Annotated in this window: 16 protein-coding genes and 10 pseudogenes; 9 read left to right on the forward strand and 17 right to left on the reverse strand. The window is 54.2% G+C overall.

From position 1 onward, the window contains the following. Positions 1–108 precede the first annotated feature (108 nt). On the reverse strand, positions 109–1,347 hold the full coding sequence (locus AC1MEE_RS10195; RefSeq protein WP_480415210.1) for an ISL3 family transposase: 1,239 nt from the start codon (positions 1,345–1,347) through the stop codon (positions 109–111). 1,214 nt (positions 1,348–2,561) lie between these two features. Here AC1MEE_RS10195 and AC1MEE_RS10200 point away from each other — a divergent pair. Further along, positions 2,562–3,986, forward strand: coding sequence for an IS1182 family transposase (locus AC1MEE_RS10200; protein WP_480415211.1), 1,425 nt, complete (start codon positions 2,562–2,564; stop codon positions 3,984–3,986). 468 nt (positions 3,987–4,454) lie between these two features. On the opposite strand, the pseudogene AC1MEE_RS10205 reads toward AC1MEE_RS10200, so the two are convergent. Continuing rightward, a pseudogene (locus tag AC1MEE_RS10205) lies at positions 4,455–5,306 on the reverse strand (alpha/beta fold hydrolase); the annotation flags it as partial. Positions 5,307–5,368: 62 nt separating this feature from the next. On the opposite strand from AC1MEE_RS10205, the pseudogene AC1MEE_RS10210 reads away from it, so the two are divergent. Together AC1MEE_RS10210 and AC1MEE_RS10215 are read left to right on the forward strand one after the other, a co-directional pair. Beyond that, positions 5,369–6,004, forward strand: a pseudogene (locus tag AC1MEE_RS10210) (Csu type fimbrial protein); the annotation flags it as partial. Positions 6,005–6,081: 77 nt separating this feature from the next. Continuing rightward, a pseudogene (locus AC1MEE_RS10215) lies at positions 6,082–6,738 on the forward strand (type I methionyl aminopeptidase). 242 nt (positions 6,739–6,980) lie between these two features. Here AC1MEE_RS10215 and AC1MEE_RS10220 read toward each other — a convergent pair. From AC1MEE_RS10220 to AC1MEE_RS10235, 4 genes and pseudogenes are all read right to left on the reverse strand, one after another. Next, a complete protein-coding gene (locus AC1MEE_RS10220; RefSeq protein WP_480415212.1) occupies positions 6,981–7,994 on the reverse strand; it encodes an isocitrate dehydrogenase in 1,014 nt (337 codons plus the stop codon). 371 nt (positions 7,995–8,365) lie between these two features. After that, positions 8,366–9,196, reverse strand: coding sequence for a universal stress protein (locus tag AC1MEE_RS10225; protein ID WP_480415213.1), 831 nt, complete (start codon positions 9,194–9,196; stop codon positions 8,366–8,368). 323 nt (positions 9,197–9,519) lie between these two features. Further along, positions 9,520–10,236: pseudogene (locus AC1MEE_RS10230) on the reverse strand (YoaK family protein); the annotation flags it as partial. Positions 10,237–10,728: 492 nt separating this feature from the next. Further along, positions 10,729–10,959, reverse strand: a complete 231-nt coding sequence (locus AC1MEE_RS10235) for a hypothetical protein (RefSeq protein ID WP_480415214.1) — start codon at positions 10,957–10,959, stop codon at positions 10,729–10,731. 165 nt (positions 10,960–11,124) lie between these two features. On the opposite strand from AC1MEE_RS10235, the gene AC1MEE_RS10240 reads away from it, so the two are divergent. After that, on the forward strand, positions 11,125–12,780 hold the full coding sequence (locus tag AC1MEE_RS10240; protein WP_480415215.1) for a SulP family inorganic anion transporter: 1,656 nt from the start codon (positions 11,125–11,127) through the stop codon (positions 12,778–12,780). A gap of 69 nt (positions 12,781–12,849) precedes the next feature. Here the strand turns inward: AC1MEE_RS10240 and AC1MEE_RS10245 are convergent. The 8 genes and pseudogenes from AC1MEE_RS10245 to AC1MEE_RS10280 form a co-directional block, all read right to left on the reverse strand. Continuing rightward, a pseudogene (locus tag AC1MEE_RS10245) lies at positions 12,850–13,034 on the reverse strand (CopG family transcriptional regulator). 361 nt (positions 13,035–13,395) lie between these two features. Next, a pseudogene (locus tag AC1MEE_RS10250) lies at positions 13,396–13,518 on the reverse strand (IS5/IS1182 family transposase); the annotation flags it as partial. Between the two features lie 14 nt (positions 13,519–13,532). Then, positions 13,533–13,715 (reverse strand): annotated as a pseudogene (locus AC1MEE_RS10255) (transposase domain-containing protein); the annotation flags it as partial. Positions 13,716–13,797: 82 nt separating this feature from the next. Then, the gene (locus tag AC1MEE_RS10260; RefSeq protein ID WP_480415216.1) at positions 13,798–14,448 is read right to left on the reverse strand and encodes a reverse transcriptase domain-containing protein; all 651 of its coding nucleotides are present in this window, start codon (positions 14,446–14,448) and stop codon (positions 13,798–13,800) included. Further along, entirely contained in the window at positions 14,402–15,028 is a 627-nt protein-coding gene (locus AC1MEE_RS10265) for a reverse transcriptase domain-containing protein (RefSeq protein ID WP_480415217.1), read from the reverse strand. The genes AC1MEE_RS10260 and AC1MEE_RS10265 overlap by 47 nt, the downstream gene beginning before the upstream one ends. A 650-nt stretch (positions 15,029–15,678) precedes the next feature. Beyond that, a complete protein-coding gene (locus AC1MEE_RS10270; RefSeq protein WP_480415218.1) occupies positions 15,679–16,746 on the reverse strand; it encodes a group II intron reverse transcriptase in 1,068 nt (355 codons plus the stop codon). Positions 16,747–16,768: 22 nt separating this feature from the next. Then, positions 16,769–17,353, reverse strand: a complete 585-nt coding sequence (locus AC1MEE_RS10275) for a reverse transcriptase N-terminal domain-containing protein (protein WP_480415219.1) — start codon at positions 17,351–17,353, stop codon at positions 16,769–16,771. Between the two features lie 578 nt (positions 17,354–17,931). Continuing rightward, positions 17,932–18,300, reverse strand: a pseudogene (locus AC1MEE_RS10280) (IS66 family transposase); the annotation flags it as partial. 156 nt (positions 18,301–18,456) lie between these two features. On the opposite strand from AC1MEE_RS10280, the gene AC1MEE_RS10285 reads away from it, so the two are divergent. From AC1MEE_RS10285 to tnpC, 4 genes and pseudogenes are all read left to right on the forward strand, one after another. Beyond that, a complete protein-coding gene (locus tag AC1MEE_RS10285) occupies positions 18,457–19,680 on the forward strand; it encodes a tyrosine-type recombinase/integrase (RefSeq protein ID WP_480415220.1) in 1,224 nt (407 codons plus the stop codon). Between the two features lie 476 nt (positions 19,681–20,156). After that, entirely contained in the window at positions 20,157–20,621 is a 465-nt protein-coding gene (locus AC1MEE_RS10290; RefSeq protein ID WP_480416200.1) for a tyrosine-type recombinase/integrase, read from the forward strand. Beyond that, entirely contained in the window at positions 20,614–21,567 is a 954-nt protein-coding gene (locus AC1MEE_RS10295; protein WP_480415221.1) for a tyrosine-type recombinase/integrase, read from the forward strand. The genes AC1MEE_RS10290 and AC1MEE_RS10295 overlap by 8 nt, the downstream gene beginning before the upstream one ends. A 115-nt stretch (positions 21,568–21,682) precedes the next feature. Then, positions 21,683–22,273: pseudogene (tnpC, locus tag AC1MEE_RS10300) on the forward strand (IS66 family transposase); the annotation flags it as partial. Here tnpC and AC1MEE_RS10305 read toward each other — a convergent pair. Continuing rightward, entirely contained in the window at positions 22,270–23,853 is a 1,584-nt protein-coding gene (locus AC1MEE_RS10305) for a class I SAM-dependent methyltransferase (RefSeq protein ID WP_480415222.1), read from the reverse strand. The pseudogene tnpC and the gene AC1MEE_RS10305 overlap by 4 nt on opposite strands. Positions 23,854–24,012: 159 nt before the next feature. After that, positions 24,013–24,297: pseudogene (locus AC1MEE_RS10310) on the reverse strand (transposase); the annotation flags it as partial. Positions 24,298–24,328: 31 nt separating this feature from the next. On the opposite strand from AC1MEE_RS10310, the gene AC1MEE_RS10315 reads away from it, so the two are divergent. After that, positions 24,329–24,901 (forward strand): DUF3841 domain-containing protein, encoded by a 573-nt coding sequence (locus tag AC1MEE_RS10315; RefSeq protein WP_480415223.1) that lies wholly within the window; start codon positions 24,329–24,331, stop codon positions 24,899–24,901. 136 nt (positions 24,902–25,037) lie between these two features. Here the strand turns inward: AC1MEE_RS10315 and AC1MEE_RS10320 are convergent, their stop codons facing one another. Continuing rightward, the gene (locus AC1MEE_RS10320) at positions 25,038–25,511 is read right to left on the reverse strand and encodes a hypothetical protein (RefSeq protein WP_480415224.1); all 474 of its coding nucleotides are present in this window, start codon (positions 25,509–25,511) and stop codon (positions 25,038–25,040) included. Positions 25,512–25,632: the final 121 nt, after the last annotated feature.

Here is a 25,632-nt window from a genome sequence, read left to right on the forward strand (position 1 = left end):
AATAACGAGCCGGCGGCGTTTTCTTCGAAGGCTTTGGCCTCCTCGGGGGCGTGCCGAGATAAGCCAAAAATTATGACATTCGCGGGGCTTCACCGGATCAAGTGGGTGTTATGAGTTTTGGAGACGTTCCGGGTATAAGTCCAAACCACCAAAATGAAAGTAAATGGCATTGCGAAAACGCTCCCGATTTCGAAACCCGCAAGAGCGTTGCTTGAGCCGTTGAATGCGTGCGTTCATGCTTTCTGCATGGCCGTTATGCAGGTTCAACACGATGGCGTTGACGATGCCCCACAGTCGTCGCTTGATCGTTTTGGCGACTTTCCACATCGGTGGCAGCCCACTGTTCAAGGCCCATTCCTGCCAGTGGTTCCACTGTTGTTCGACCTCATCCCGATCCTTACCTCGCCACAACTGCATGGCCAGATCTTTGATCGCCCACGCTTTGGCTGTACGCAACGAACCCTCTCGCAACGACTCGAAGGTTGCCTGTTGTCGCTCAGTCATGTTCTCAGCCCGCTTGAGCCAGACGTATTTCGTGTTCTTGAGCACCGTGGAGCCGGCCTTTAACAACTCGCGGTTCTCCATATGACGCACTCTGTCCAGCGCCTCACTCAACAGCTTGGCCACATGGAACTTGTCGAACGCTATTTTGTGCATGGCATCCGGAATATGACGCTGGGTCGCGCTGATAAAGGCGGGCCACATATCCATCGAAACGCCCGTAATAGCTTGCTTCTGGTCGCTATTGAGCTTCGTATAAAACGCTTCCAGGCTCTGGGTGAGGTTGCCGTCTTCCACATGCAAGACCTGACCCGTTGCGGGGTCGGTCACCACGGTGACGTACTCGCGACGCTTTTGAAACGAAGTCTCGTCCACACATATCTGGGTCGGTGATAACGGTTTTCGACGCGCCAATCCGCGTCTGACGGCGCGAGCCATGATCCGGTCAATGCTGCCCCAGCTCGTCTGGAGTTGACGCGAGACCGCCTGAATACTGGCTTCCTGGATCCAGTTGATCACCAATGCTTCAAACATCAAGGTGAAACCTGAACCAGCGTCTGCCCACGGGACCTCGACAGTCACCACGCCATGCTCGGCGCAATGAACTCTGGGCACCTCAGCCTCTAGAATGGTCACGAACTGACACGTATCAAGATGCCGCCAACGACGTTTGCGTTTGTCATAACGCGAAGCGTGCAGGCCACATTGCGGACAGGTGAACGCAGCAGCATCAGATACTCCAACGCCGACAACGACTTGCCCCAACGCACGGTCAAGGTTAACTGCGACCACTTTCCACGGAGCCTGGAGCCCAAGAATTTGGGCGTATAAATCGATATCTTTCATGGGGAGGAGAATAGATTACCCACTCAAAACGGTGAAGCCCCACATTCGCTCTGTAAGTAACTGTTTTTAAAAACAACTGTAGGGTCAATCTCAATAAAAAAGAAAGCGGAGCAGGAGGCAACAAAAAGCCCACACTGGGCGCAATGCTGTTCAGTTAAGAAAAAACGCCGCTTACCCTGCATGGGGTAGCGGCGTTTTTCTTGGCTTTCGCCGTAGATTTAGCAGTCAAAAACTGCTGACCTTCGGCTTAAGTGAACAGCATTGCACACTGGGCGGGCTATTTGCGAAGGGGCGCTGATCCGTCAGCTGAGGTCAGCGTAGACCGGAAAAGGAGGGCGGCCAGACAGATACGAAAAGCCTAGCGCTGGTACAACTACGCGACGTGTTCGTGCAGTACGGGCGGAATGGGTAGGAGGCGATCAGGGTCTTGAGTCTGGCTGTAGGTTCTCAAAATAGATGATTCACACCCACCCACAAACACAGGGATAAATTCATCTTTTTTGTGACTTCCGAAAACAGAAATCACAAAAAAGATGAGAAAAACCTATCGAGTTCACAAAATAAATGACCTTCAGTAAAAACCCGTCGGACGCCACCCTATCGTCTGAAGACGCCAGTCTCGCCGAAAAGCCTCTGGGTAGAAGGACAGAGTTGATGGGCCTCAATCACCCCGAGCTGCTTCCGCCTCAACCTCCGCACCGACGGCGGGCGCATCACGCCAAAGCACAATTTCAGGTGCTTCAGGTACATCGAAATCGCACTGCCGTATCAGATCAACACAATTTGTATCGCTTGAGACCAATCGAAGACCCAGCGGAGGTTACCTGCTCTGAGTGCTGATCGTGCTTTTGATGGTGCCGAGCCATTAGCTACCTCCTATTGCTGAGCGATGAGCGTATCACCGGCTCAGGCAGCTTCCTGCTCCGCTCATCCAATGCAGGCAACTCTAGAACAGATCCAAAGCGCTGGATGCATCAGCGACACGGTAACCCATGGCTCTATAACCAGCTAAACGCTTATCCCACAGCAGGTAAGGCAACGCGCCCATTATGTGGGCGGTATACTCGGTCATAGCACGTCAGGGGACAACTCAAGACAAATATCAGCAAGATGTGTCGGTTCCGCAGCCGGCTCATAAGCAGACTGTGTGAAAACCTGGCAATTCTCGCAACGGTCTAAGAAAATGCCTTCATCGGAAGATTGGGGGCATTTTTGTGGCATACATCCAAGGCATAGCGCGCGATCAGAGCAGTCTTTTTCCGGTGTCGCTGGAAGAATCCATTCCGGCAGACCACTTGGTCAGAGTCATTGATGCCTATGTCACCCAACTCGATCTGCGGGAGCTGGGATTCGACAAGGCTGTCCTCAAGGGCAACGGGCGCCCGCCCTATGATCCGGCAGACCTGCTCAAACTTTATCTCTATGGCTATTTCCTCAGCATCCGTTCGTCACGCCGCCTCGAAGCCGAATGCCTGCGCAACATCGAAGTCATGTGGCTGCTCAATCAACTCGCACCTGACTTCAAAACCATCGCCGATTTCCGCAGAGACAACGGTGCCGCATTCGCCGCCATCTGCCGAGTCTTCATTCTTTTTTGCCGTGAAGTGGGGCTAATCGCCGGCAAGCTGGTTGCTATCGACGGCAGCAAATTCAAAGCCGTGGCCTCCAAGCGCCGTCATATGAGCCTCAAGCACCTTAAGCGCGATGAGGAAATACTGGACAAGAAGATTACCCAGTACCTGGCGGAGCTTGATCGGGCGGACAAAGACGACGCCGATCAGCCTGTGGATAAGCAGAAAGTCAAAGCCGCCTTGGCCCGTCTGAGCAACAAACGAGACAACAACCTGACCCGTCAGCAGGTGATGAAGGCGCTGGAAGTCGAGCAGTTCATCAGCACCGAAAGCGATGCGCGGATGATGCGTGCGCCGCAAGGCATGGCCGTGGCGTACAACGTGCAGACGGCGGTGGATGCCGAGAACGGCTTGATCCTGCACCACGAAGTGACTCAGGACAGCGACGACCGAAAACAGCTTGAACCCATGGCCAAAGCGGCTAAAGAAGTACTGCAGCAGTCAGCGCTGACGGTAGTGGCCGATGCCGGATATTCCTACGGCAAACAATTCCAGGCCTGTGAAGATGCCGGTATCACGGCGTATGTCCCGCTGAATCGGACGATCAACAATTATGGCGGTGAGGTAGAACTTTTTGATCGCACTCGGTTTATTTACGAGGCGCAGGAAGACCAGTACCGGTGCCCCAATGACAAGTTACTGAAACGCACGCAATGGAATCACGGCTTGCGTATTTACCACGCGCTACCCAGCGATTGCGCCCAGTGCCCGCTGAAAAGTCAGTGCACCGATGCCATCCGCCGAACCCTCACGCGGCATGCACATGAGGCTGCCTTCGAACGCATGGAGCAGCGCATGCAGGCGCATCCGGAGAAGATGGTTGAACGAAGGTCCATCGTTGAACACCCCTTCGGCAACCTCAAGCAATGGATCATGGGCAATGGACGGTTCTTGCTACGCCAACTGAAAGGCGCGCGAACAGAGATGTCGCTGGCGGTGCTTGCCCATAACTTTAAAAGGGCGATCAATGTGCTGGGTGCGCGTGAAATGATAGTGAAGATGGCCTAAGCAGCCTTTTTTTGCGCCTGACAAACGTCCCAGGACTGGCCATGGAGCGCTCAAAACGCTTTGTCCCGGCGACGTGAAAACGAATAGCGATGATTTCGGGATCAAAGGCCAAAAACCAACGCCCCGACAAGTCGGGGCGTTGGTTTGAAACATGATCGTCAGGTTTTCACACAGCCTGGTGGGGAACAGACTTCGGCCACGTAGGCCGAATATTGCGCTTCGTTCTGCCTTCACAAAGGACGCGGATTCGGGCAGGGCGCCCGCCGCTGTTTTTTTTCGCATGGACCAGACTCCATCGTCGTATCGGCATAGAGCCAAACAGAAAGGACTTGTACCAAGGCGCGCCAAACTGCCGCGCGAAGAGTCAACCCAGAGCCACGCCCTAGCGGGGCAAGTGGCTATGCGCCGCACTGTGACTAAAGATACGGCCACTGGCTGCGCAGCGGTGCCGGCTGCCCAACGGTGTGGCGGGCTCGTCGGTTTGACTAGGCTGGAGGCCGGCTGCAGAAAGCTGAGTAAGGCCTGCTGGGTATCGTGCCAGGCCGTCTGGTGCTCCATATCGAGGAAGTGCCCGGTGTTCTTGATTGTATGGAACTGGGACTGGCGGGCATGGCCGGCAAAAAGGCGGGCGTCTTCCACCGAGGTGTACTCATCCCATTCGCCATTGACAAACAGCAGCGGGACTTCGATGGCCTCGGCACAGGCGACGTAGCAGTGGGTATCCTGGGTCAGCACTTCATTGATGTGGAAATGCATCTGCATGTATTCGTGTTCGGCCAGACTGCTGACATGACGGTAATTAAAACGTTTGAACAGCGATGGCAGGTGCTTGCCAATAGTGTTGTTGATCAAGCGACCGACATTGAGGCGATCGCAGGCCTGGAGGAAGTTCAGGCCGCTCTCCAGGTAATCGCGCATCGGCGTATTGATCCGTGCTGCGAATGAATTGATCACCGCCTTCTCGATTCGTCGCGGCCGCTGGGCCAGTGCCAGCAGGGTGGCTGCGCCGCCCCAGGAGAAGGACAGCACATGGTCGGCACAGAAGTGTTCGATCAATTCCAGCAGTATCTGCGCCTCATCTTCTTTTCGGATTGGATGACCATGGAGGTTGTGCCGCCGCGACTGGCCGGCGTAGGGCTGGTCGTATAGAACCACATTGAACCGCGGCTGCAGGTAACGCACCGTCTGGGCAAAGGATGCGGTGGTTGCCAGCGAGCCATTGACCAGAATGATGGTCTTGTCAGCGGCGTTGTTTAGGTAGCGTTCGGTATAAACCTTGTACTTCTTGAAAATCTCGACGATGGCAGTTTCTGGCTTCATGTCGTTATCCTTCTGGCACAAGTTGGGCTCAGCGTGTAACTGATCACATCACTGGTCGGCCCAACTCGATCATCGATGACCTCGGCCTGCTGTCCAATCCTGTCGTGGCCAAAACCGTACCGATCTACCTGGAGACGATTATCGGCAGCAACGTGGCTGCCGGGATTTACTCTGAAACCCTGAATATTTCCTGGAGTTGGGATTATTGCTACGACCGTGGTGGGGGCGGCAGCTGCCAGGGACGGGACATCAACAGCGGTTCCACCAGTCTGACCGTCAATATGACCGTGGCCAACGACTGCACTATCACCGCGCCGAACATCAGCTTTGGCAGCGCCCCGGTTATCAGCGCATTCGCCACCGTCACTGGCCAGACCATCAACTTGGCCTGCACCAAGGGCAGTTCCTACACGGTAGGGCTGGACGATGGTCAGCATGCTGTCAGCGTGGGCGGGCACAGGCGGATGATCTCGGGCAGCAATTACCTGGCTTACGACATCTTCAAGAGTGCCGGAACCACCCGTTGGGGCAGCGTCAGCGCGGCACGCCGCGCCAGCTCCGACGCCGAGGTCAACCCCGGCAACGGCCTGGGCACCGGCAGCCAAATCTTTAACTACAACGCCAAAATCTACACCGACCAGAGCACCCCACCAGCGGGCACCTATCTGGACAGTGTGATGCTGGATGTGGGTTTTTAGAAAGAATCTGAATAAGGATTGCGACCGTTGTAGCCGCTGGTGTCAGGCTGAGTTCGACCAGACTCGCGTTCGAGGGCCTGCCTCAATGCCGCAAACCGGCAGAAATTGCCCTGTCACGCGCCGCGGGCAAACTGGCCGCCGAGGTTCTGAGGATGATTGCACCTCCTGTCAAACCAGGCGTTTCCACCGACGAACTCGATCAGCTGTGCCATGACTATATTGTCAATGTGCAGAACGTCATTCCGGCGAATGTCGGTTATCACGGCTTTCCCAAAACCGTGCGTACTTCCATCAACCATGTGGTGTGCCATGGAATTCCTTCGGATATAAACCTGAGGGATGGCGACATCATCATCAACATCGACATTGCTGTCATCAAAGATGGATGGCACGGCGATACAAGCCGTATGTACTTCGTCGGTGAGCCCAGCCCTGACGCTCGCCGGCTGGTAGACACCACTTACGAGGCCATGTGTGCCGGAATTCGTAAAGTACGCCGTGGTGCCACGGCTCGGTGACATTGGCCATGCCATTCAAACTGTATCTTCACCATTGAGCCGATGCTAAACCCTGGAAAGCACCATGTAAGAACGCTAGGGGATGGCTGGACGGTGATCACCAAGTATGTTTCTCTCTCAGCACAGTGGGAGCACATGGTCGTGGTGACTGACGATGGTTTTGAGATCTTGACGCTTTGGCCTGATAGTTCCGAGGAGTACCCGGCAATTCTCTGAGTTAGCAGTTCGTCCACCCTGTTTGCCGGGATAACGGATCGGTCCCGGTGCCTCTTTTTCCATCTGGGTTACATGTGATTGGTCGCTGCCCGGGGTTAAATTTGTGTCTGTAAGGACGGCAATTTCAGCGCTATGAAAGCTGGGAGTTGGTCCGCGTCCCGCTGTTCCTGTAAAAAAAAACGCCAGCTCTGGTTGAGCCGGCGATACGCAAGAGACGTCAGCTATTTCACTTACGGCGCGATCTAGTTACGCAAATGGGCCACCAAGGCATCAGCAAAGGATTCGGTTGTACCGCTACCTCCCATATCCGGTGTCACCTGGTTACGCGAACTTCCCAGAACAGCGCGAATAGCCACGCGGATTCGCGTGCCTTTGTCGACCATGCCCATGTAATCAAGCATGTCCGCGGCAGCCAACAATAGCGCGCAAGGGTTGGCGATGTTCTTGCCGGCGATGTCAGGTGCCGAGCCATGGACCGCTTCAAAAATGGCTGCGTCGGCGCCGATGTTGGAGCCTGGTGCCAGACCCAGTCCGCCTACCAGTCCCGCACACAGGTCCGAGAGGATATCGCCAAACAAATTTGTGGTGACTATCACATCGAACTGATGGGGATTCATGACCAGTTGCATGCAGGCGTTATCGACGATCATTTCCTGGAATTCGATTTCCGGATAGTCCGCCGCGACTTCTCGCGCTACCTCGAGAAACAGGCCGGAGCAGGACTTGATGATATTCGCCTTGTGCACCACGGTAACTTTCTTGCGGCCTTTGCTGCGCGCCAGCTCGAACGCATAGCGCACAATGCGTTGCGACGCAGTGCGGGTGACGCGAATGCTCGCCAGAGCGACTTCGCCGTCCTCGGAAATACTTTGCCCTTCAGGCAGGTAAGCGCCCTCGGTATTTTCGCGTACGGTAATGATATCGATGTCGTCGAAGCGCGAACGTGTCCCAGGGAAACTGATGGCTGGACGGACATTGGCGTACAGATCGAAATGGCGGCGAAGGTGGACGTTGATGGATGAGAAACCACGGCCAATCGGTGTCGTCAGAGGGCCTTTGAGTGCGATGCCATGCTTGGCGATCGTCTCGATTGATGTCGGGGGCATTAGCTGTCCATGCTGCTGCAAGGCCTCCAGGCCAGCCTCAACGAAGTCGTAGCGTAGATTGCAGTCAAGGGCATCGAGTACGCGTAGCGTCGCTTGCATGATCTCAGGGCCGATGCCGTCGCCTTTGATGATTACGATTGTTTTGCTCATGGTCTCTTCCTTAACAGCGCTTTGTCAGCCTGCTGTATTGATTTAGTCATTGAGACTGCTGTCACAAGTCTGCTGATAAGCCTTGACTGTCTCGACGCTTTTCGCTGCGACAGTGTGCTGTGTTTTATCCTTCGCGCCGTGACTGCGCAGGTCATCGCGGACCAATTGACGGGCGACCTGAGAGGGTGTCAGGTCTCGCACCGCACAGAATTACTCAAGCCCGCTGCTATTACGGGGCGAGCTACCGGGTCAAGCGTGCTGTCTTTTTCTCCATTGAGAACGCGCATAACATTAACATACAATGTTAATGTTATGCGGTGCCAAGCGTGCTTTTTCATCTGTAGAAGCTAGGGCAATTTAACTTCAGGGCGTTACATGTTGATGTGGCTTTTAGGTAGAAATAAGAGAGGGCGTGTAGTCGCTCGGATCATTCTTGACGTCGTGCTGCCTAGCCAAAATTGTCGGACACGCGAATGACCAAAAGCGCCCATGACCAACAGATCTATATCGTGCTCGGTTTGATAAGCCTGTAAGGCGAGTTCCACTTTTCCGTCTCGGATGGCCGTCTGAACATTACAGCCGACAAGGTTCAGAATGGCTCCCGCCGCATCGAGTTGACCCAGGGTTTTAGGCGTTTTAGCAGCGACCATGACGAGATGTATTGGCAGTTTTGTCAATACTGGATTCGCCGCCAACATCTCCACCCCCATGTGTGTGACTTCACTTCCGTCATAAGCGAGCATCAGGCTTCGCGGAGCCTTGAAGGTAGTGGGGGTGACCAGGATAGGCTTGTGTAAAGCGTGAATGATGCTTTCTAACTGGCTGAGGAGGGGCCGAAGCACACTTTGTTTACCCATCACCAGCCAGCGCATGTCACTTTCCATCTCTAGTAAACGACCCAGCAGTTCTCCGTTTCTTTGACGGAGCTCCGGTTTTATCACGCCATCAGCGATCGCTCGTTCCCGAGCGTTTTGAAGCATTAGGTAGCCTTGCTTCAGTGCTTGATCATGGCGCTGTTCGTCCAGCGTCATTGCGTCTAATACGTGCGCGAGGCTACCGGGTCGAATTTCCAAGCAAGGGGCCCGATCTACAACATTCAGGAGGGTCAACGGGATGACGAAGTTGAGACTGGCCCACGCGGCGTAGTCGCAGACGGCCGGAGAAGTATTTGAGCTATCGATACAGGCCAATATGTGAGTCATCTCTACCCCTCTCTCGGCTCTCTTGACGCTCTTGCAACACCAAGTATGGGCGATAATGGTGGACTGCCTATCTCGGGCGAGAGCAATGCTTTCAGCATCCCTATGAGCGGGTTTGGTAGCTGTCCACCCGACTCGTTGCTTATGGGCATGAGAACTTAATCAAGCTCCAGTATAGCGGGGCCTAGAGAGCCCTCTGGCAGACGACCCCAATCGATTTTTCGTCCGAATGCCAGCTAGCTGGAGCCATTGTCTAGCTCCGGTGGCAGTCAAAAGGTGCAGCTCACTTTCGCATGACTCGGCGTACAAAAAACCTTACGTCATCCGTCATCCAAGGCAGGAACTTTCGCCAGCGTCACCAGGACGAGCGCAAGCGGAACCGTCGCGATATAACCGACATGCTTGAATCCGAACGCCCCCACCACGCCACCAAAGAAGAAGTTCAGGGCTAATAGCGTCAATACCCTGAGCCGGGCTCTGTTCGCCAAGACTTTTGGCTGCGTCGATGACTTGATCGCATTCCAGTAAGCGAGTTTGCCCAGCTCGATGCCAATATCCGTCACGATGCCGGTGATGTGAGTCGTTTGGATATCGGCTTGATAGCTTGCTAATAATCGCATTTTGAAGACCCATGATGAAGCACAGCAGCATCACGGTGACCGATACGAACAAGCCTCCACAGTTGACAAACGAGCGCCAAGGAAGGCAAAGCAGATGAGGAGGGAGGCCTCCAGTAACAAGGGCACCGCAATTCGCTATGCATCCTTCGTCGTCGGGAATAGTTGACCAATACCGCGGAGCAGGCGGCACCTATCAGAAAGGATAGCAAGCCACCGGCACCACTCAGTACCAGCTCGTACGCACCCGGTATTGTCCGCCATTGAAGAGACAATGCCGGTCATATGCGAGGTGTATTGATGCACAGCTAGGAAACCACCGGCATTGATTGCTCCCGCTACGAAGGCCAATGCAAAACCAAGATGCCGGTTTGCGTCTGTTGTGCGCCGTCGCCCAGTGAGGCTTCTAGCATATTTGATCGGCATTCATTCACCCTTGTCTCAAGAGCACGAGGCGCAATAAAGCCAATCGATAAAGCCAATCGATTATGCACATCTGATATCACAGTGACCTCGCGATTTACGATGTTGCTGTTCATTGCGCGATATAGAGCAGCTGACCGTTATACCGTCTGATCGGTGATCGGGTTTGTGTGCGGCCACAACCCTCTCGGGGATTACCTGCGATGGGAGCGGGTTGAACCGCTTCGATCGCTCGATTCAGCGATCAACCAACAGAGACTGATTTTGCGAAAGGGGTGTAGCTATTCGGGAGGTGCAGCACCCAGGATGTCCGCCAGTGCGTTAGCTGCAAACCTCAGAAGAGGTCATGCAGCTAACGGACATGTGTAATTTCGGGTGAGCCTCGCGAGGCAACTGAACGCTCCGGCCACCGAAGCAAACAGACCAAAGCTCTTCGCTTTGGTTAGACAGATGCTCAACCTTTACTGACATGATCAAACTCCAAGAGAGGAACAATCAGAAGTGAACTTCAGCGGACTTGATGCCAATCTCCCGAAGCTCATGGATCAGGTCATCCAGGTGCCAAAATGTCTCGACTTCTTCGTTGTCATTGACCAGAAAGTAACTTCTTCCCGCCTCTTTTTTGAAAAGGATGATCCACTCGTTCGTGTTGGCCGGGCTGGCTATCACATGCGTGTCGAAGTGCATGCCTTCACGGTGTTTGGTTTTGACGTCTTCGCGTTTCATGCGTATCTCCGAGTGTGGACTCATTCTGTCCACGAGCATGATTGGGGACCTTTCAGCACTGGGTTTTCAGCGCGCTCGGGGGCTGTGCCAAGGGTAGTTCAATGGCTTTACTATTATCACTACATGTGAATATTATGCATATGCCAACGGTGAGAGAGGCTAGTCATGATTGCGATACAAGAAGCCTGGAAAGCAGGCCTGTTAAGGCCAGAGCACTGGCTTCGAAATATCGTCTCTGGGGTCATCGTCGGCGTGGTGGCGCTGCCCTTGGCCATGGCGTTTGCCATCGCCTCAAGCGTCAAACCGGAGCAAGGGATTTACACGGCCATTATCGGTGGCCTCCTGGTTTCTCTCTTCGGAGGGAGCCGTCTTCAGATCGCTGGCCCGACAGGGGCATTCATCGTCATTCTGGCTGGCGTGACCGCTAAGTACGGCGTTGACGGCTTGCAGATAGCAACGATGATGGCCGGGGTGATTTTGTTATTGCTCGGTATCACCAAGCTTGGGGCCATCATCAAGTTCATCCCCGACCCGGTGATTGTTGGATTTACTGCCGGTATTGGTGTGATCATTTGGGTGGGGCAATGGAAAGACTTTTTTGGCTTGTCGAAAATCAGCGGTGAATATTTCCATGAGCGACTCTGGCACCTGCTCCAGACACTCCCCAGTCTTCATGTGCCCACAACACTGTTAGCGCTTTTGAGTCTGGTGCTGGTGATCACGGCCCCCAATATACCTGGCATAAAACGTGTGCCGGGGCCCTTGGTCGCCATGGTCGTTGTGACGGCAATACAGTCTTATTTTCAGTTTGCCGGCGTTGCAACGATTGGAAGTGCTTTTGGTGGTATTCCTCAAGGATTGCCTGCAATAGACCTTCCTGAAATAACAATACCGCGGGTGATTGAGTTGATCGCCCCGGCGTTCGCGATCGCGATGCTGGGGGCCATCGAGTCATTACTGTCTGCTGTTGTCGCCGACGGTATGGCGGGTACCAAGCATGACTCCAATCAGGAGTTGATCGGCCAAGGTATCGCTAACCTGGTCACGCCCTTGTTCGGTGGCTTTGCTGCGACAGGTGCAATCGCTCGAACAGCCACCAACATCCGCAATGGCGGGACCAGTCCAATTGCGGGGTTTGCCCATGCCCTCACATTGGTTTTATTGATTTCTTTCTTGGCGCCTCTGGCCTCGGATATTCCGCTGTGTACCTTGGCGGCGATCTTATTTGTCGTTGCTTACAACATGAGTGAGTTGAAGCACTTCAAACGCATGGTCGAACGAGCCCCAAAAGCCGACGTAGCGATACTTCTCATAACCTTCAGCCTGACCGTTTTTAGTGATTTAACGATCGCCGTGAACATCGGTGTCATTCTCGCCATGCTGCAATTCATGCGTCGGATGGCGTCTTCAGTCGAGGTGCAGCAAATGGTCGAAAAAGAGCTTGAGGTTGAGTTACGGATCAATGGGCATGTTCAACTTCCGCCTGGCGTTTTGGTTTATACCATTGAGGGGCCGCTTTTCTTTGGCGCAGCAGAAACCTTTGAACGCGTTCTGGCTCAAACGCACACGGATCCAGGGACATTGATTATTCGTCTAAAGCGAGTGCCGTTCATGGATATAACTGGCTTACAAACGCTGCTCGAAGTCATTGAGCACTTACGTAAGCGCAGCATTGTCGTAAAGCTGTGTGAAGCCAACGAGAAAGTCCTCGGCAAGCTCGACAAAGCAGGGATACTCCAAGCACTCGGTTCAGAGCATTACCATGCTGATTTCAATGCTGCACTGGGCAGTTATGTCGAACCCGACAGGTCGCCAGGCTAGAGCAGATCTGGAGCTTTGTAGGGAATGCGATGAGCTGGCTCCCGTCTTGCCAGCCCATTCGCGATTGAATCACTTACCATTGGCCGCAATTCTGCTTTTGGTCGAGTAGGACACGCCATGTGTCTCCAGGTAGTCTCGAATAAGCTGACGGACGACCTGTGAAGGGGTCAGGTCTTGAGATGCGCAGAGCTCCTCAAGGGCTTTTTCTTGACGGGATCAATGAGCACAGTCAGTCGTGCAGTCTTATTTTCCATGGAGTTACCGGTACTCTAAATCGATCGATGATAATCAAATTATAATGGCGGAGGCTTTATTTGTCACCGTTTAGGTTCGTTACGGCTAGCTCGATTGACTGTGATCAATGAGCGGTGATGACGCTCCTACCAGAAATTGGTAAAAGAACGGATAAATCGATGAGTAGTGAGGTGAGCAGCTAATTCTGGCTTCTCTCGAATCGATAGCTGCCTTAGGGAAGGTCTGAAGTAGGGCCTTCTATTTACAGCGTTTTGCGCTAATCACTTCAAAAAACGCAAGAGCGACTGAGGTTCGAGCCTTTCGCCGCAGTTTCGTCGCGCTTTTCAGTGCACAGCGCCTTTTTCAAGCGCATTTTCCGCATTACAGACGCACCTCTCCTGCCTTCAGTAGCCTTGTTCGCGCCATCCACAGGTTCGACAGAGCGAACAGCGTGGTCAGTTGCGCAGTATTTTTCATCAAGCCGCGAAAGCGCACTTTCGTGTGTAAGCGGCTGGGCATCACAGGTTGCGCAACGGCACCCAGTTATGCGGCAGCAACTCTCCAATCTCACTTGCCCGTTGCGTCGGCAGACGCGTGAGAACGTCCTTCAAGTAAGCGTACGGATCATGGCCATTTAGCCGTGCAGACTGGATCAAACTCATGATCGCCGCCGCGCGTTTTCCGCTGCGCAGTGAGCCGGCGAGTCGAGTCAGCCGAAGGGAATTTCACCCCTCGGCTGCTCACAGAACCGTACGTGACAGTCTCCCGTCATACGGCTCCTGATCACACATTCGATGCACGTAGTAAATACCAATGCGCGAACAACTCCGGGTTCCCTTTTCGAACAAGACGCAGCCGATGCTCCGCTTGACGCGTCGAGATCCGGTACTTGCTCTTCATCCACTTGAGAAGGCGCGATTGCAGCGCACTCCACAAGCGATAGCTGAAGTTCCTGTACCAGAATTTACCGTAGTATTCGATCCAACCTCGGATCACGGCGTTGTACCTGCGGGAAAAATCCCCCAAGTCATCCGCCGTGGATCGATGGATGCGCCAGTGTTTGATCGTCTTCACCATCCCGCGCATCGCCTTCATCGACGCTCCCGGCATGCACTTGCGAAAGAGTTCGCCCTTGGAATTCCTAAGGGTTCGCACCTTGAAGTCATATCCGAGAAAGGTGAAGCTCGTAGCGACATTGTGCCGCTCGAATATGTCGATGTAGACAATCTTCGACTTTTCTTCGTTGATGGTCAGGCCCACTTCACTCATCCGTCGCGTCAGGCTCTCCCTGATTCGAACAGCCTCGCTCATCCTTGTGCAGTGAATAACAATATCGTCGGCATACCGTTCAAACGGCACGCCGCGATGCGTCCTATCCATCCACCGATCAAAGGCGTAATGCAGGAATAAATTGGCTAACAAGGGTGAGATCATGAACTCCTTGAGGTGTTCCTCGCCCCCGCTCCTGGAGCAACCCCGCCTCACTCTGCATCGGCGCTTGCAGCCAGCGTCGGCAGTACAAGATCACCCATTTCGGCATCTGATGATATTCCAGAGCCTTGATGATCAGGTCATGCCCAACGTGGTCGAAGAACGCACTGATGTCCACTTCCAGTACCCAGTTCTTTCGTCGGCACCGAATGGAACATTGACGCAGAGCGTCGTGGGCCGATCTTCCTGGCCTGTACCCATACGAGTCGGCATGGAAAATCGGATCGATCACAGCCTCCACATATCGTTTCACCGCCCCTTGGGCTACCCGATCGGAGACCGTCGGGATGCCAAGGATGCGTTCCTTGCCGTTGTCCTTTGGGATGCGCTTTTCCCGTACAGGTGGAGGGAAATACGACCCTGAGCACAGCCGGTTCCAGATGCGGTAGAGGTTATGATCGCGTTGCCGATCAAAGTCCGTGAGCGTCTGACCATCACAGCCCGGCGCGCCACGGTTGCGGCGTACATCCTGATACGCCATCCACACCAGCGATTTCGGTATTTCGAATGCTTTTCGCTGCACTAAAACGTCAACCTCGTTCGAGTTGTGTCCCGCACAACGAAAGTGATCCCCACCCCTTCGCTCCAGCCCCATTACAGGTCCTTCGTCACTACTACGGGTGAGTCCGTCCCTATCCTCTCGATACGTGCCGAGGATAGGTTCTCACGTTCCCCAAAATGGCCTGGCTCAGGTTCTTGCTGCCTTAACAACGGGTGCCGTGCAGTCGGTAGACAGGTGTCCTCTGCACTTCTCGGGGCCCGGCTATACAAGCCCGTTTTGACACCAGCTAAGATTTCGTCGCTTCATCAGTCAGTTCACTTGCGTTCAACTACCTGAGCCTTACGTGACAGTAGTTTCTCTGCCTTTTCCCGAATCGCTCACCACCAGCATGCTGAACATGCTCGCAGCTTCGGGCCGTTTGATCAGTGCGCCTGCACACCCTGACCGGAGGGCCGTCCTCCATCCACTTTGGAGCATGGATTGTCATGCCGCCGTTTTCATCTCGTCGTCATGACGTCTCCTTCGTGACACACAGAGCCAGTTTTTGCGACCCAACGCCCACGGTCGGATTTGGTTGTCGGGTAGTCAGACGCGGTCACCCGCGTCCAACCCCCTAAGAACCGTGCATGCGAGTTTCCCAGCACACGGCTCAAGCCTCTACAAAGGCGCTATCAAGCACCCGGCGATACCTCTTTAACATTGGCGAACTGCTGATCTCTGGGGCAACGCAGGTGATAGATTTCAAGATTGACTGCCGCGTCCGTTCCGCCATGAGCCAGCTTTACGATGTGGCGGCTATGCCACGGCGTATCTTTGGTAACGGGCTTATGGCAGACCGCGCACAGGCCGTCTTGCTGCCGCCAGACTCGATACATCTTCGCTCGTCCCTGCGTCGATTTGAGCATTTTCTTGCCCCAGCGGAACTCGAAATACTCATCCCAATCGGGGTCATGCGGGTTGGCAGCGGCCTTAATCTTGATGTGTCGCACGATCGGCGTGTCCGATTCCTTTAGTAAGGTGTATTCCCTTGCCTTACCGTCTGCGTATTTTTCAACGGTGGAGAACACCCACCGGTGCGATCCTCGGACTTTGAAATACCTGTCCTTGACCCACCGTGTTCCTTTGCGCGGATGCCGTCTCACCGCCCAGCGCCAGAGCATTGTCCAGACTTCGCTGTCTACCTGATTGAAGACTTTCTTGGCGACCACGTGGCTATGATAGTTCGCCCATCCCCGTAAAATCGGGTTGAGCAGCCCTATCAAATTGACCTGTTTAATCGCCTTGTTGGTCTTGATCACTTCCCGGAGCTTGGCAAGGTGTGCCCTGATGTTCGCTTTCGATGGCTTGATCAGGAGCTTGCCGTTGTACTTGCGCAAGTTCCATCCGAGGAAGTCGAACCCGTCCCCTATGTGCGTTATTTTGGTTTTTTCCGGAGAGAGGACAAGTCCACGCTCTGTCAGAAACTCAACCACGGCGGGCCTGACTTCATTCTCCAGCCACTCTTTCGAACAGCCAGTGATGATGAAATCATCTGCATAACGCACCATCTGCATTTTTCGGGCTGTCCACTTTGCATTGGGAAACCTCTTCGCCAGCATCGCTTCCAACCCATCCAGCGTCATGTTCGCCAACACCGGGGATATGATGCCTCCCTGCGGGGTTCCTGCGTGGCTGGGGAATAGCTCATCCTGGTAGACGTAGCCGGCCTTGAGCCATTTCTGCAAAATCGCCTTATCCATAGGGATGTTAGCGATCAACCAGTCATGGCTGATATTTGTCGAAACAGCCTTGAATGTCGCCCTCTAGCACCCACTCCGCGTTTGCTTTTCGTGACAGCACACCAAAGCACTGGGCGGCGGCATCCGCAGTTGAGCGTTCCGGCCTGAACCCATAAGAGTTCGGATCGGCGGTGGTTTCCGCTATCGGTTCCAGAGCCAGCAAATGGAGCGCCTGCATGGCCCGGCATTTCATCGCGGGTATTCCGAGAGGTCTCGTCTTACCGTTTTTCTTCGGAATAAGCACTCTCCGAAGCGGAAGCGGCGAGTAGCCTCGCCGCCTCAATGACGCTATCGCACAGATCTTGGCCCCCGGTGTATTCCACGTGATCTTGTCCACACCGGGGGTATTTTTGCCTTTGTTTTCAGACACGCGTTTCACGGCCAATGCTTTGCCGCTGAACGAGTGAGTCAGCAGCCATTGCAGGGCTTTCGCCTTGTTATGCCTGCCGTCTTGTACGGCCTTCACAATACGCGCTTGCAGCCCTCTTACTCGACGTTGAGCGTCGGCCCAATTGATGCCGTCCCACGACGTGCCGGAAGGTGCACACGCCAATGCTGCTGCGTTCATTTGCTCTCCTTCCGTTGAAAGGGTTCTACATACTCTCTTGTGAAGAGAGACCATGAGGACGTCTGCCCGCTTTCGCGTGAAGTGATGTTTCAACTTCTATCCAGCCTGTTACAGGATGGCGTTCGCTTTTTCCTCGTTCCTTCGCCCGCACCGCCATGGGCAGTTTTTGCAAACGGCTGTCCCCGAGGGGAGCGATACGGGATTTCCACGTTCCACTTACAGAAGTACGTCGGGTTAGGTGCCTGCTATCGACCGGGAGGCCTATGGGTCACGAACGCGTAGTCGAAAGACGCTGTTCCCACCTCCGTTACCCTTTTGGTTCGAGCGTATAAGCCATTTCCGCTCGTTCAATTTAACGATCTTTACACAGGTTCACATGTGTTCACCGTACCGACTATCTAGTCCTCATCCGGCTATGGCTGCCAGAGGGGTACGCCTCTCGCGATTGGTACCCCGCACCTTGCGGTACCTCGTTACATTGTCGAAGGCGCTCTTGATTCAGCCTTCTAGATTCACCCGGTGACACGGGTGGTTCCCTCCAAGTGGGAACAACTTCTGTAAGCGACTTCGTGTCGCACCTCGGCCCAATTGTTGTCTATGGGTACGGCCCCGTCATCGAGGTAGCGCGACAGCGCTGCCCAGCGTTTCAGGCTGTAATCCAGTGCTCTGCTGATAGCTGAACCTTCGGGCACGAGATCGCGCTGGGCGATCATCCAGGCATGCAGCGCATCCATCACAGGCACAGCCTTTTCTTGCCGTATTCGACGGCGTAAATCCGGTTCCAGGTCGCGGACTTCACTTTCGATTTCGTAAAGCAACTGGATGTAGCGCAGGGCTTGCTCGGCGAGCATGCTCTTGTTGGTGGCATGCAGTTCGAAGAACTTGCGCCGCGCATGGTCCATGCAGCCGATCTCGGTCACACCGAGTTCGAAGCTGGCCTTGTAACCGCCATTATGTTTTGCAACTCATAACGCTGGTTATGTTGCGGCCTGAGTTATGTGATTCCGACCGGGCGAATAGGCAGTTTCTCTGTTGTCGATAGGTGATTGACGCAACATAAATTGCATCGCCTTGGTAGACCTTCATCACCTGGAGTGTCTGCCATGTTCGAGAATATCTATTCTTCAAACGCTGCCTGTAAACGCCATCGTGCGGGATCGCTGGCTGCTGAACGCGAGCGATACCTACAACACTGTGCTGAGCAGGGCTGTACGCATGCCACCCTTTACTTGAAAGCGTGCTGCTTGCTTTGGATTGCCGAGCGGGTGCAGCCAAGCGACATCAATGCAATCAATTCGTCACGGCTGCGCCAGATCATTCACGAAGGGCCATTGCCGGCTAATTCTCCTGCAACTGCTACGACGTTGATAAACACCGCAAGACCTTGGTTTAAGTTCCTAGGCTGGTGGCAAGAGCCAACGGAGACAACTCCATTCGAGGAGAATCTTGAACTTTTCGTCTCGTGGATGCGGGATGAACGCGGCTTGACACCATGTACCATCAGTCAATGGCGCAGTCGAGCGGCAACCTTTTTGCGCTGGTGCTTCAACACAGGCCGCAGACTTTCGACGCTTAGGCCCGAGGATATTGATGCCTACTTCATCACCTACGGTGCGCAACGGTGGTCGCGAATTTCGGCAGGACACGTCGCAACAATGTTGCGGGTATTCCTGCGCTACGCGGCAACGCAGGGAGCATGCAGCAGTACATTGGCCGACTCGATCCACGCCCCGCGACATTACGCCCTAGAGTCACTTCCCTATGCACTGAGCTGGGAGGATGTTCAGCGAGTACTCGCAACTACAAATTCAAGCTCTGAACGCGATGTGCGCGATCGAGCCATCCTGATGCTTCTTGCCGTCTACGGTTTACGCAGGGGAGAAGTTGCCGCACTCCGGTTGGATCAGATCGACTGGGCTGCTGGCCAATTGCGTATTTGGCGATTAAAGCGCCGTCAGCCACAGGTTTACCCATTGACGTTCACAGTGGCTGAGGCATTAGCGCAATATGTCGACACAGTGCGTCCGAAGGTACTGCACCCTGAGATATTCATCCGAACTCGGGCGCCGCGAATCCCCATCTCCGCTGCTGGTCTATACAACATCGTCAGCGGCAAATTGCGTCTGCTCAACATACAAGCTGCACATTTGGGGCCGCACGCGCTTCGACATGCATGCGCGGCCAGGCTGCTCGCCAATGGGCTGAGCCTCAAGGAGATTGGCGACCACCTTGGCCACCGCAGCACATCGGCGACAATGACGTACACCAAGGTTGATCTGGTCTCGTTACGTGAAGTCGGTGACTTCGACCTGGGAGACCTGCTATGAGAACCTTGGACGTAGTCAATGCCTACGTGGCTGCCCGTCGTGCCCAAGGCGTGGGCTTGAATAGCAGTGCCAGAGTGCTGCGTCAGTTTGCACGTGAGACTGGAAACCTACCGCTCCCCGAAGTTACTCCAGAGGCAGTAGCCTCATTTCTGCACGGGCACGGTGAGCTAAGCGCTACGTGGAAGACGAAGCGAGGATTACTTGCTAGCTTTTATCGCTTCGCAATCGCACGTGGCCACACAACGATCTCGCCCATGCCGGAACGACCACCACAGCTTCCACCGGCACAGACTCCCTATGTCTATGCCACCGCAGAAATACAACACCTGTTAGATGCCACCGTCATACTGAGTACCTCGCTCAGTCGCCTTCAAGCTGCGACATACAGAACCCTCCTGCTGATCCTTTACGGTGCCGGGTTGCGCGTCGGAGAGGCGATCAGACTAAACCTCTGTGACGTCGACCTCGAGCAGTGAATCACCACCGTTCGTGACACAAAGTTTTATAAGACAAGGCTGGTGCCGATTGGGCCCAAGCTGGCATCTGAACTGCGAGTCTATCTACGACAACGTTGCGCACTGGCACTTCCACTAGGCCAAAACTCTGCCCTGCTGTGCACTCGTACTGGCCATCGCCTGAACTACCAATACGTCATAACTCTGTTCCAACGCGTTCGTTTGGCGGCGGGTATTGCTCGCCCAACTGGCGAGCTACGGCCTCCGCGCCTCCATGATCTGCGGCATACAGCCGCCGTTCATCGTGTACTGGGATGGTATCGCGCCGGTAAGGATGTACAGCGGCTATTGCCGCAATTGGCAACGTATCTGGGGCATGTCGACATAAGGTCGACCCAGCGCTATCTGCGTATGACTCCCGAACTGTTACACGAAGCGAGTCGTCGATTTGCCATTTATTCAGGCCAGGAGATTGATCATGAATGACCGCAATCTCCTCGGGGCATGGGTACGTCGCTTCTTGTTGGATTATCTGGTCGCCGAGCGTAACCTTTCCCACAACACTCAGATCAGTTACCGCGACACGCTGACGCTTCTCCTTCCATTTGTCAGTCGAAGAGCCTCGGTGGCAATCGACCATTTGTCGGTGCTCGACATATCGCCCGCCATCGTGCGCGCATTCCTTGAACACGTCGAACACGAGCGCGGTTGTGGCATCGTCACGCGTAACCAGCGGCTCTGCGCGATTCATTCATTAGGGCGTTTCATCGCTATGCGATCGCCAGAGCATTTGGCGTGGTGCACAGAGATCCGTTCTATCCCGTTCAAAAAAACTACCCAGGCAGTCATCCACTACCTCGACAAGCCAGAAGTGGAGGCTCTGCTCCGGGCACCTAATCGGGCTACGAGCCAAGGTGCACGGGACTATGCGATTTTGCTTTTCCTATATAACACCGGCGCCCGCGCTGACCCCTCCGTGCGCATTCTGGGTAAGGGAAACAAATGGCGCGTATGCCCCCTGTGGCCAGTAACAGCTGCCGCGCTGCGGCCACTCATCGTCGATCGCAGAACAGAGGATCGCGTATTCATAGGTCGTGCCGGGAATCCTATGACTCGATTCGGCATACATCGCGTTGTGTCGGTGTATGGACGAGCAGCCGGCAAGCGGGTTGATTCCATGCAAGGCAAGCGCATCAGCCCGCACACTATTCGACACACGACTGCCGTTCACCTGTTAAGAGCCGGGGTCGATATCAATACAATTCGGGCCTGGCTCGGGCATGTATCCCTAGACACGACCCACATCTACGCGGAAGTCGATCTCGAAATGAAGGCCAAGGCTCTTGCATGTTTGGACGTCACAAATGTGCCTGAAGCTGTGCGCCTGCGACCGAATTCAGCGTCTCTCATGGCGTTCATGCGAGGGTTATAGCATGAACTTATGTGCCACTTTTTGCGCCGACCTCCCTATTGGAGGCGGCACCTTTTGCCATCACAACATAACTCAGGCCGCAACATAACCACCATTATGTTTTGCAACTCATAACGCTGGCTACAAGGCCAGCTTTGAACTCGGCGTCACCGAGATCGGCTGCATGGCCCATGCGCGCAGCAAGTTCTTCGAATTGCACGCCACCAACAAGAGCCAGCTCGCCGAACAGGCCTTGCGCTACATCCAGCTGCTTTACGAAATCGAGAGTGAAGTCCGCGACCTGGAACCGGATTTACGCCGCCGAATACGGCAAGAAAAAGCGGTACCGGTGATGGATGCTCTGCATGCCTGGATGATCGCCCAGCGCCAGATCGTGCACGACGGCTCGGCGATAAGCAAAGCTCTGGATTACAGCCTCAAACGCTGGACGGCGCTGTCGCGCTATCTCGATGACGGGGCCGTACCCATTGACAATAATTGGGCAGAGAACCAGATCCGGCCTTGGGCGTTGGGTCGCAAAAACTGGCTCTTTGCAGGTTCACTGCGCAGTGGCAAACGGGCGGCAGCGATCATGAGCTTGATCCAATCGGCACGGCTCAACGGGCATGATCCGTATGCATATTTGAAGGACGTCCTCACGCGCCTGCCGACGCAGCGGGCGAGTGATATTGCGGAGCTGCTGCCGCATAGGTGGCAACCGGTTTAGTTACGCAAGACGGGATGCCCGGACGCATACGACCAACAGAGCTTCACCCTAATAAGAAACACGAGCGATGCTAAGTCATCTCTGCCCCCCCCATCCTTAAGGCTGCTCTGGCCGCCTTTTTTTCCCTCCTCCAGTAGATGATTGCGCGTTAAGGGTAGAGCTAAAAAACTACCTGCACGTTTACTGGACGTTATCTGGTAGGCCCCCAGACCGCCGGCTTCGAACTCTAGTGCGCATGCAGTCATATACAGACGCCAGGTGCGATACGTGGCCTTGCTGACATATCCCAAAACTTGCTCTTGGTTAGCTTCGAGCCGCTCAACCCAGCGCTTGAGCGTCAGAGCATAATGGTGGCGTAGGGCTTCGACATCTGCGATTTCGAATAGGCAATGCTCCATCGCCTGCTGGATATTGCTGACAGTGTCGAGTTGGCCTCCAGGGAAGACATAGCGGTCGATGAAGAGGGTGGACAAGGTTTCTTTCCAGCCATGCGCATCGTGAGTAATCCCCTGAATGAGGAAAAGGCCTCCTGGTTTCAAGAGGCGATGTACGGCCGTGAAATACAGTGGCAGATTCTCCAGGCCAACATGCTCAAACATGCCGATGCTGGTCACCTTGTCGTAAATCCCTTCGCCCGGGTGAGCTCGGTAGTCAGATACCTCGACGGTGACCAGATCCTGTACACCCGCTTCGCAAATTCTTGCTCGGGCAACCTCCATCTGTTGTTGGCTGAGAGTTATGCCATGGGCGCGAACACCAAAATGACGTGCGGCGTAAATGATTAGCGCACCCCAACCACAACCAATATCGAGCAGACGATCGCCAGGCTTGAGTATCAATTTGCGGCAGATGAGGTGGAGCTTTTGCTGCTGCGCTTGCTCTAGCTCGTCGTCCATTCGCTTGAAGTAGGCGCAGGAATAGACCATCGACTCATCTAGCCACAGTGCGTAGAAAGCGCTCGACAGGTTGTTGTGAAACGCGATGGTGTCTAGATTTTCAGTCTGAGAACGCAAGTTGACTCGACGCGAATGGAGTCGCGAGTGATACGTATGGGCCGGCTTGCTCCGAATGATTGCCAGCTTCAAGCGCAGCGCCGCGGTGATCGCCTCAAGCAGGTCGATACCACGAATGCTCAGGTTTCCAAGGTGGTCTTTCTGGCCTAGGGCGCTGAACAGGTCGCCTTCGATATCGATGTCTTCACGAAGATAGGCATCAATCCAGCGCAGAGGAGCGCTACCAATCACCAGGCTCAGTACTGCCTGCGGACTACGAAATATCAGGGTAAAAGGAGGAAGCGGTTGTTCGGTAGCTTTACCGAGTCGCATGTTTGTGCCGTTCCACAACCGTATGTTAAGGCCACCGCGGTATGTACGGAAAAGCAGCTCAAGCAGCTCGGAGGTGGCGATAGCGGCTTGATCTCTCTGTTCCCCGTTGTGAGCCACGATTAGATCCTTTGCGCGATTGTGGTGGACACCTAAATCAGGCGTCTTGATAGTATTGGTCACAACAATGTGATTGTTTTCAGTGCGTGCACACTGCGTCGATGCACTATCCATGCTGACGTCTGATTTACCCACCATGACTATAGCTCTAGGGAGACGCTGAACAATTCACCCCTTTCACGCGCGCGCCATGATCAAACCGATTTTTTCAACCTACCGGTCTTATTCTGCGTTTCCGGGGCCAATTTCAGGCCCCATTTTGCTAATTAGCGGGTAAGCCCCACCCTTCAGGCGGATTTATCCCGCTGCGCGTTGCAAATACCGCTTGGCCAGCATCAGATTGGCCAATCCGAACAGACTGAACAGCTGCGCCGTGTTCTTTTCCAGTCCGCGGTAACGGACTTCGCGATGATTGAAGCGCACTTTAATCACTTGGAACGGATGCTCTACCTTGGCACGCAGTTGCGCCTTGGCGTATTCGATCTTGCGCTTGACCTGGTACAGTACGCTGCCTTTGCCGTGATGCTTATAGCTGCTTGACCGTGCTGCAATCGACCAGATAACGTCCCGTTCCAAGCTCTCCACGGCCGGGCACATTGAATGCTGGACAGTCATGGAGCGCTCAGCATGGGAGCGATTGCAAAGCACGGGGACACTCACATGCCCAGTTGATAAAGCAGACGATGACCCTATGTTCCGGCAGGCCTATGATTGGATGAAGACTTCAATGGCCGACGCTGGCTTACGAGCGCCAGCGGAAAACTTAACACCTTGGTGGTGTTGGGTCAGACGTGAGTCGGATCATCCGCAGCCTTACATCGAAGACCTGGAAGGCGTTGAAGATCCTGTAGTCCTCCAGCTTTCTGTTCCGTCCAGCCTAATCGCATTGTCCTGCTTCGATCTTTGGCATTTTGTCCTCAATCGTTGGTATGCGCCGGCGTCGGATGAGGATGATGCAGATTTTGATAGCGCTTTGGAGGCTGCGGAGGATGGCTCAGAGACAGCAGGGCCACTTGAGGAAAGGCGTCGACGATCATGGGACGCCATTTTTGATCTCGACCAACGCTTGGTAGATATGGGGCCCTTCGAGTCCAAAAGTATTCAAGGGTGCTTCTGGACGCTTGAACACGCTTATGTAACTGCTGTCTTAGAGCGGCCAGATCTTGATAGCTACCAACAAGCGTAGTGGCGGCTGGGCGATTTTTGCTGAGTGGCAAGAAAAATGGGGATGCCATGGCGAGCGCCTGTAGAGCTCCGCCATGGGTTTATTGCTGGATGGTTAAAAAGCCCGGTCAGTTCCGACACCAACCCGCAGGTACCGTTTAGAATCCGCAATCAACGGAGTCTAACGACATTGCCAAGGGCTTCTTTTCCTCCAATACAGGACGAAGAGCCTCGAACTCTTCATGAAAGGTACGGTTGAAGGTATCAAAACCTGGCCAAAAATTATCCCAATAATCGTAATCATAGTTCAGCGCATGATTACGTTCTTCGTCATCCAGAACCGACCAGGCGGCTTCAAATCGTCGCCTCAAATCCCGGGCGTTGAGGAGTAGATCCGCCGATTCCTCATCTATCATGGCGAATCGTATCAATGCTTTTTTCGCGTAGTCTTCGTCTGCGAGGCAATATCGATCTACCTTTGAATTGACCTTGTCGACGATATCCATTATCCAACCGATTGTTTGGAAGCGGCATCGCCGTGCAGAGCGAGATTCTTGGCTCAGATCGTTAATATCCACCCAAGCCAGGGTCTGCTCTTCTCGGTATTCGATATGAATAATGTAGGATGACATGATAAGTACCCTTTTTATTGTTGTACTGTCATCTTAGCAGTGATGTTTTTGTATTTGCAAATGTTCTCTGCTTGACATGTTTCAAGACTGCGTTATACACGAATTTCGGGTGCTGCCTAAT

Source organism: Pseudomonas sp. ASL3, from assembly GCF_056680425.1.

Excerpts from the sequence above, each read along its gene's own strand:
- AC1MEE_RS10195 (WP_480415210.1), bottom strand. The coding sequence starts at position 1,347 with ATGAAAGATATCGATTTATACGCCCAAATTCTTGGGCTCCAGGCTCCG.
- AC1MEE_RS10220 (WP_480415212.1), bottom strand. The coding sequence starts at position 7,994 with ATGAGCAAAACAATCGTAATCATCAAAGGCGACGGCATCGGCCCTGAG.
- AC1MEE_RS10225 (WP_480415213.1), bottom strand. The coding sequence starts at position 9,196 with ATGACTCACATATTGGCCTGTATCGATAGCTCAAATACTTCTCCGGCC.
- AC1MEE_RS10235 (WP_480415214.1), bottom strand. The coding sequence starts at position 10,959 with ATGAAACGCGAAGACGTCAAAACCAAACACCGTGAAGGCATGCACTTC.
- AC1MEE_RS10240 (WP_480415215.1), top strand. The coding sequence starts at position 11,125 with ATGATTGCGATACAAGAAGCCTGGAAAGCAGGCCTGTTAAGGCCAGAG.
- AC1MEE_RS10260 (WP_480415216.1), bottom strand. The coding sequence starts at position 14,448 with ATGATCTCACCCTTGTTAGCCAATTTATTCCTGCATTACGCCTTTGAT.
- AC1MEE_RS10270 (WP_480415218.1), bottom strand. The coding sequence starts at position 16,746 with ATGGATAAGGCGATTTTGCAGAAATGGCTCAAGGCCGGCTACGTCTAC.
- AC1MEE_RS10275 (WP_480415219.1), bottom strand. The coding sequence starts at position 17,353 with ATGAACGCAGCAGCATTGGCGTGTGCACCTTCCGGCACGTCGTGGGAC.
- AC1MEE_RS10285 (WP_480415220.1), top strand. The coding sequence starts at position 18,457 with ATGTTCGAGAATATCTATTCTTCAAACGCTGCCTGTAAACGCCATCGT.
- AC1MEE_RS10295 (WP_480415221.1), top strand. The coding sequence starts at position 20,614 with ATGAATGACCGCAATCTCCTCGGGGCATGGGTACGTCGCTTCTTGTTG.
- AC1MEE_RS10305 (WP_480415222.1), bottom strand. The coding sequence starts at position 23,853 with ATGGTGGGTAAATCAGACGTCAGCATGGATAGTGCATCGACGCAGTGT.
- AC1MEE_RS10315 (WP_480415223.1), top strand. The coding sequence starts at position 24,329 with ATGGAGCGCTCAGCATGGGAGCGATTGCAAAGCACGGGGACACTCACA.
- AC1MEE_RS10320 (WP_480415224.1), bottom strand. The coding sequence starts at position 25,511 with ATGTCATCCTACATTATTCATATCGAATACCGAGAAGAGCAGACCCTG.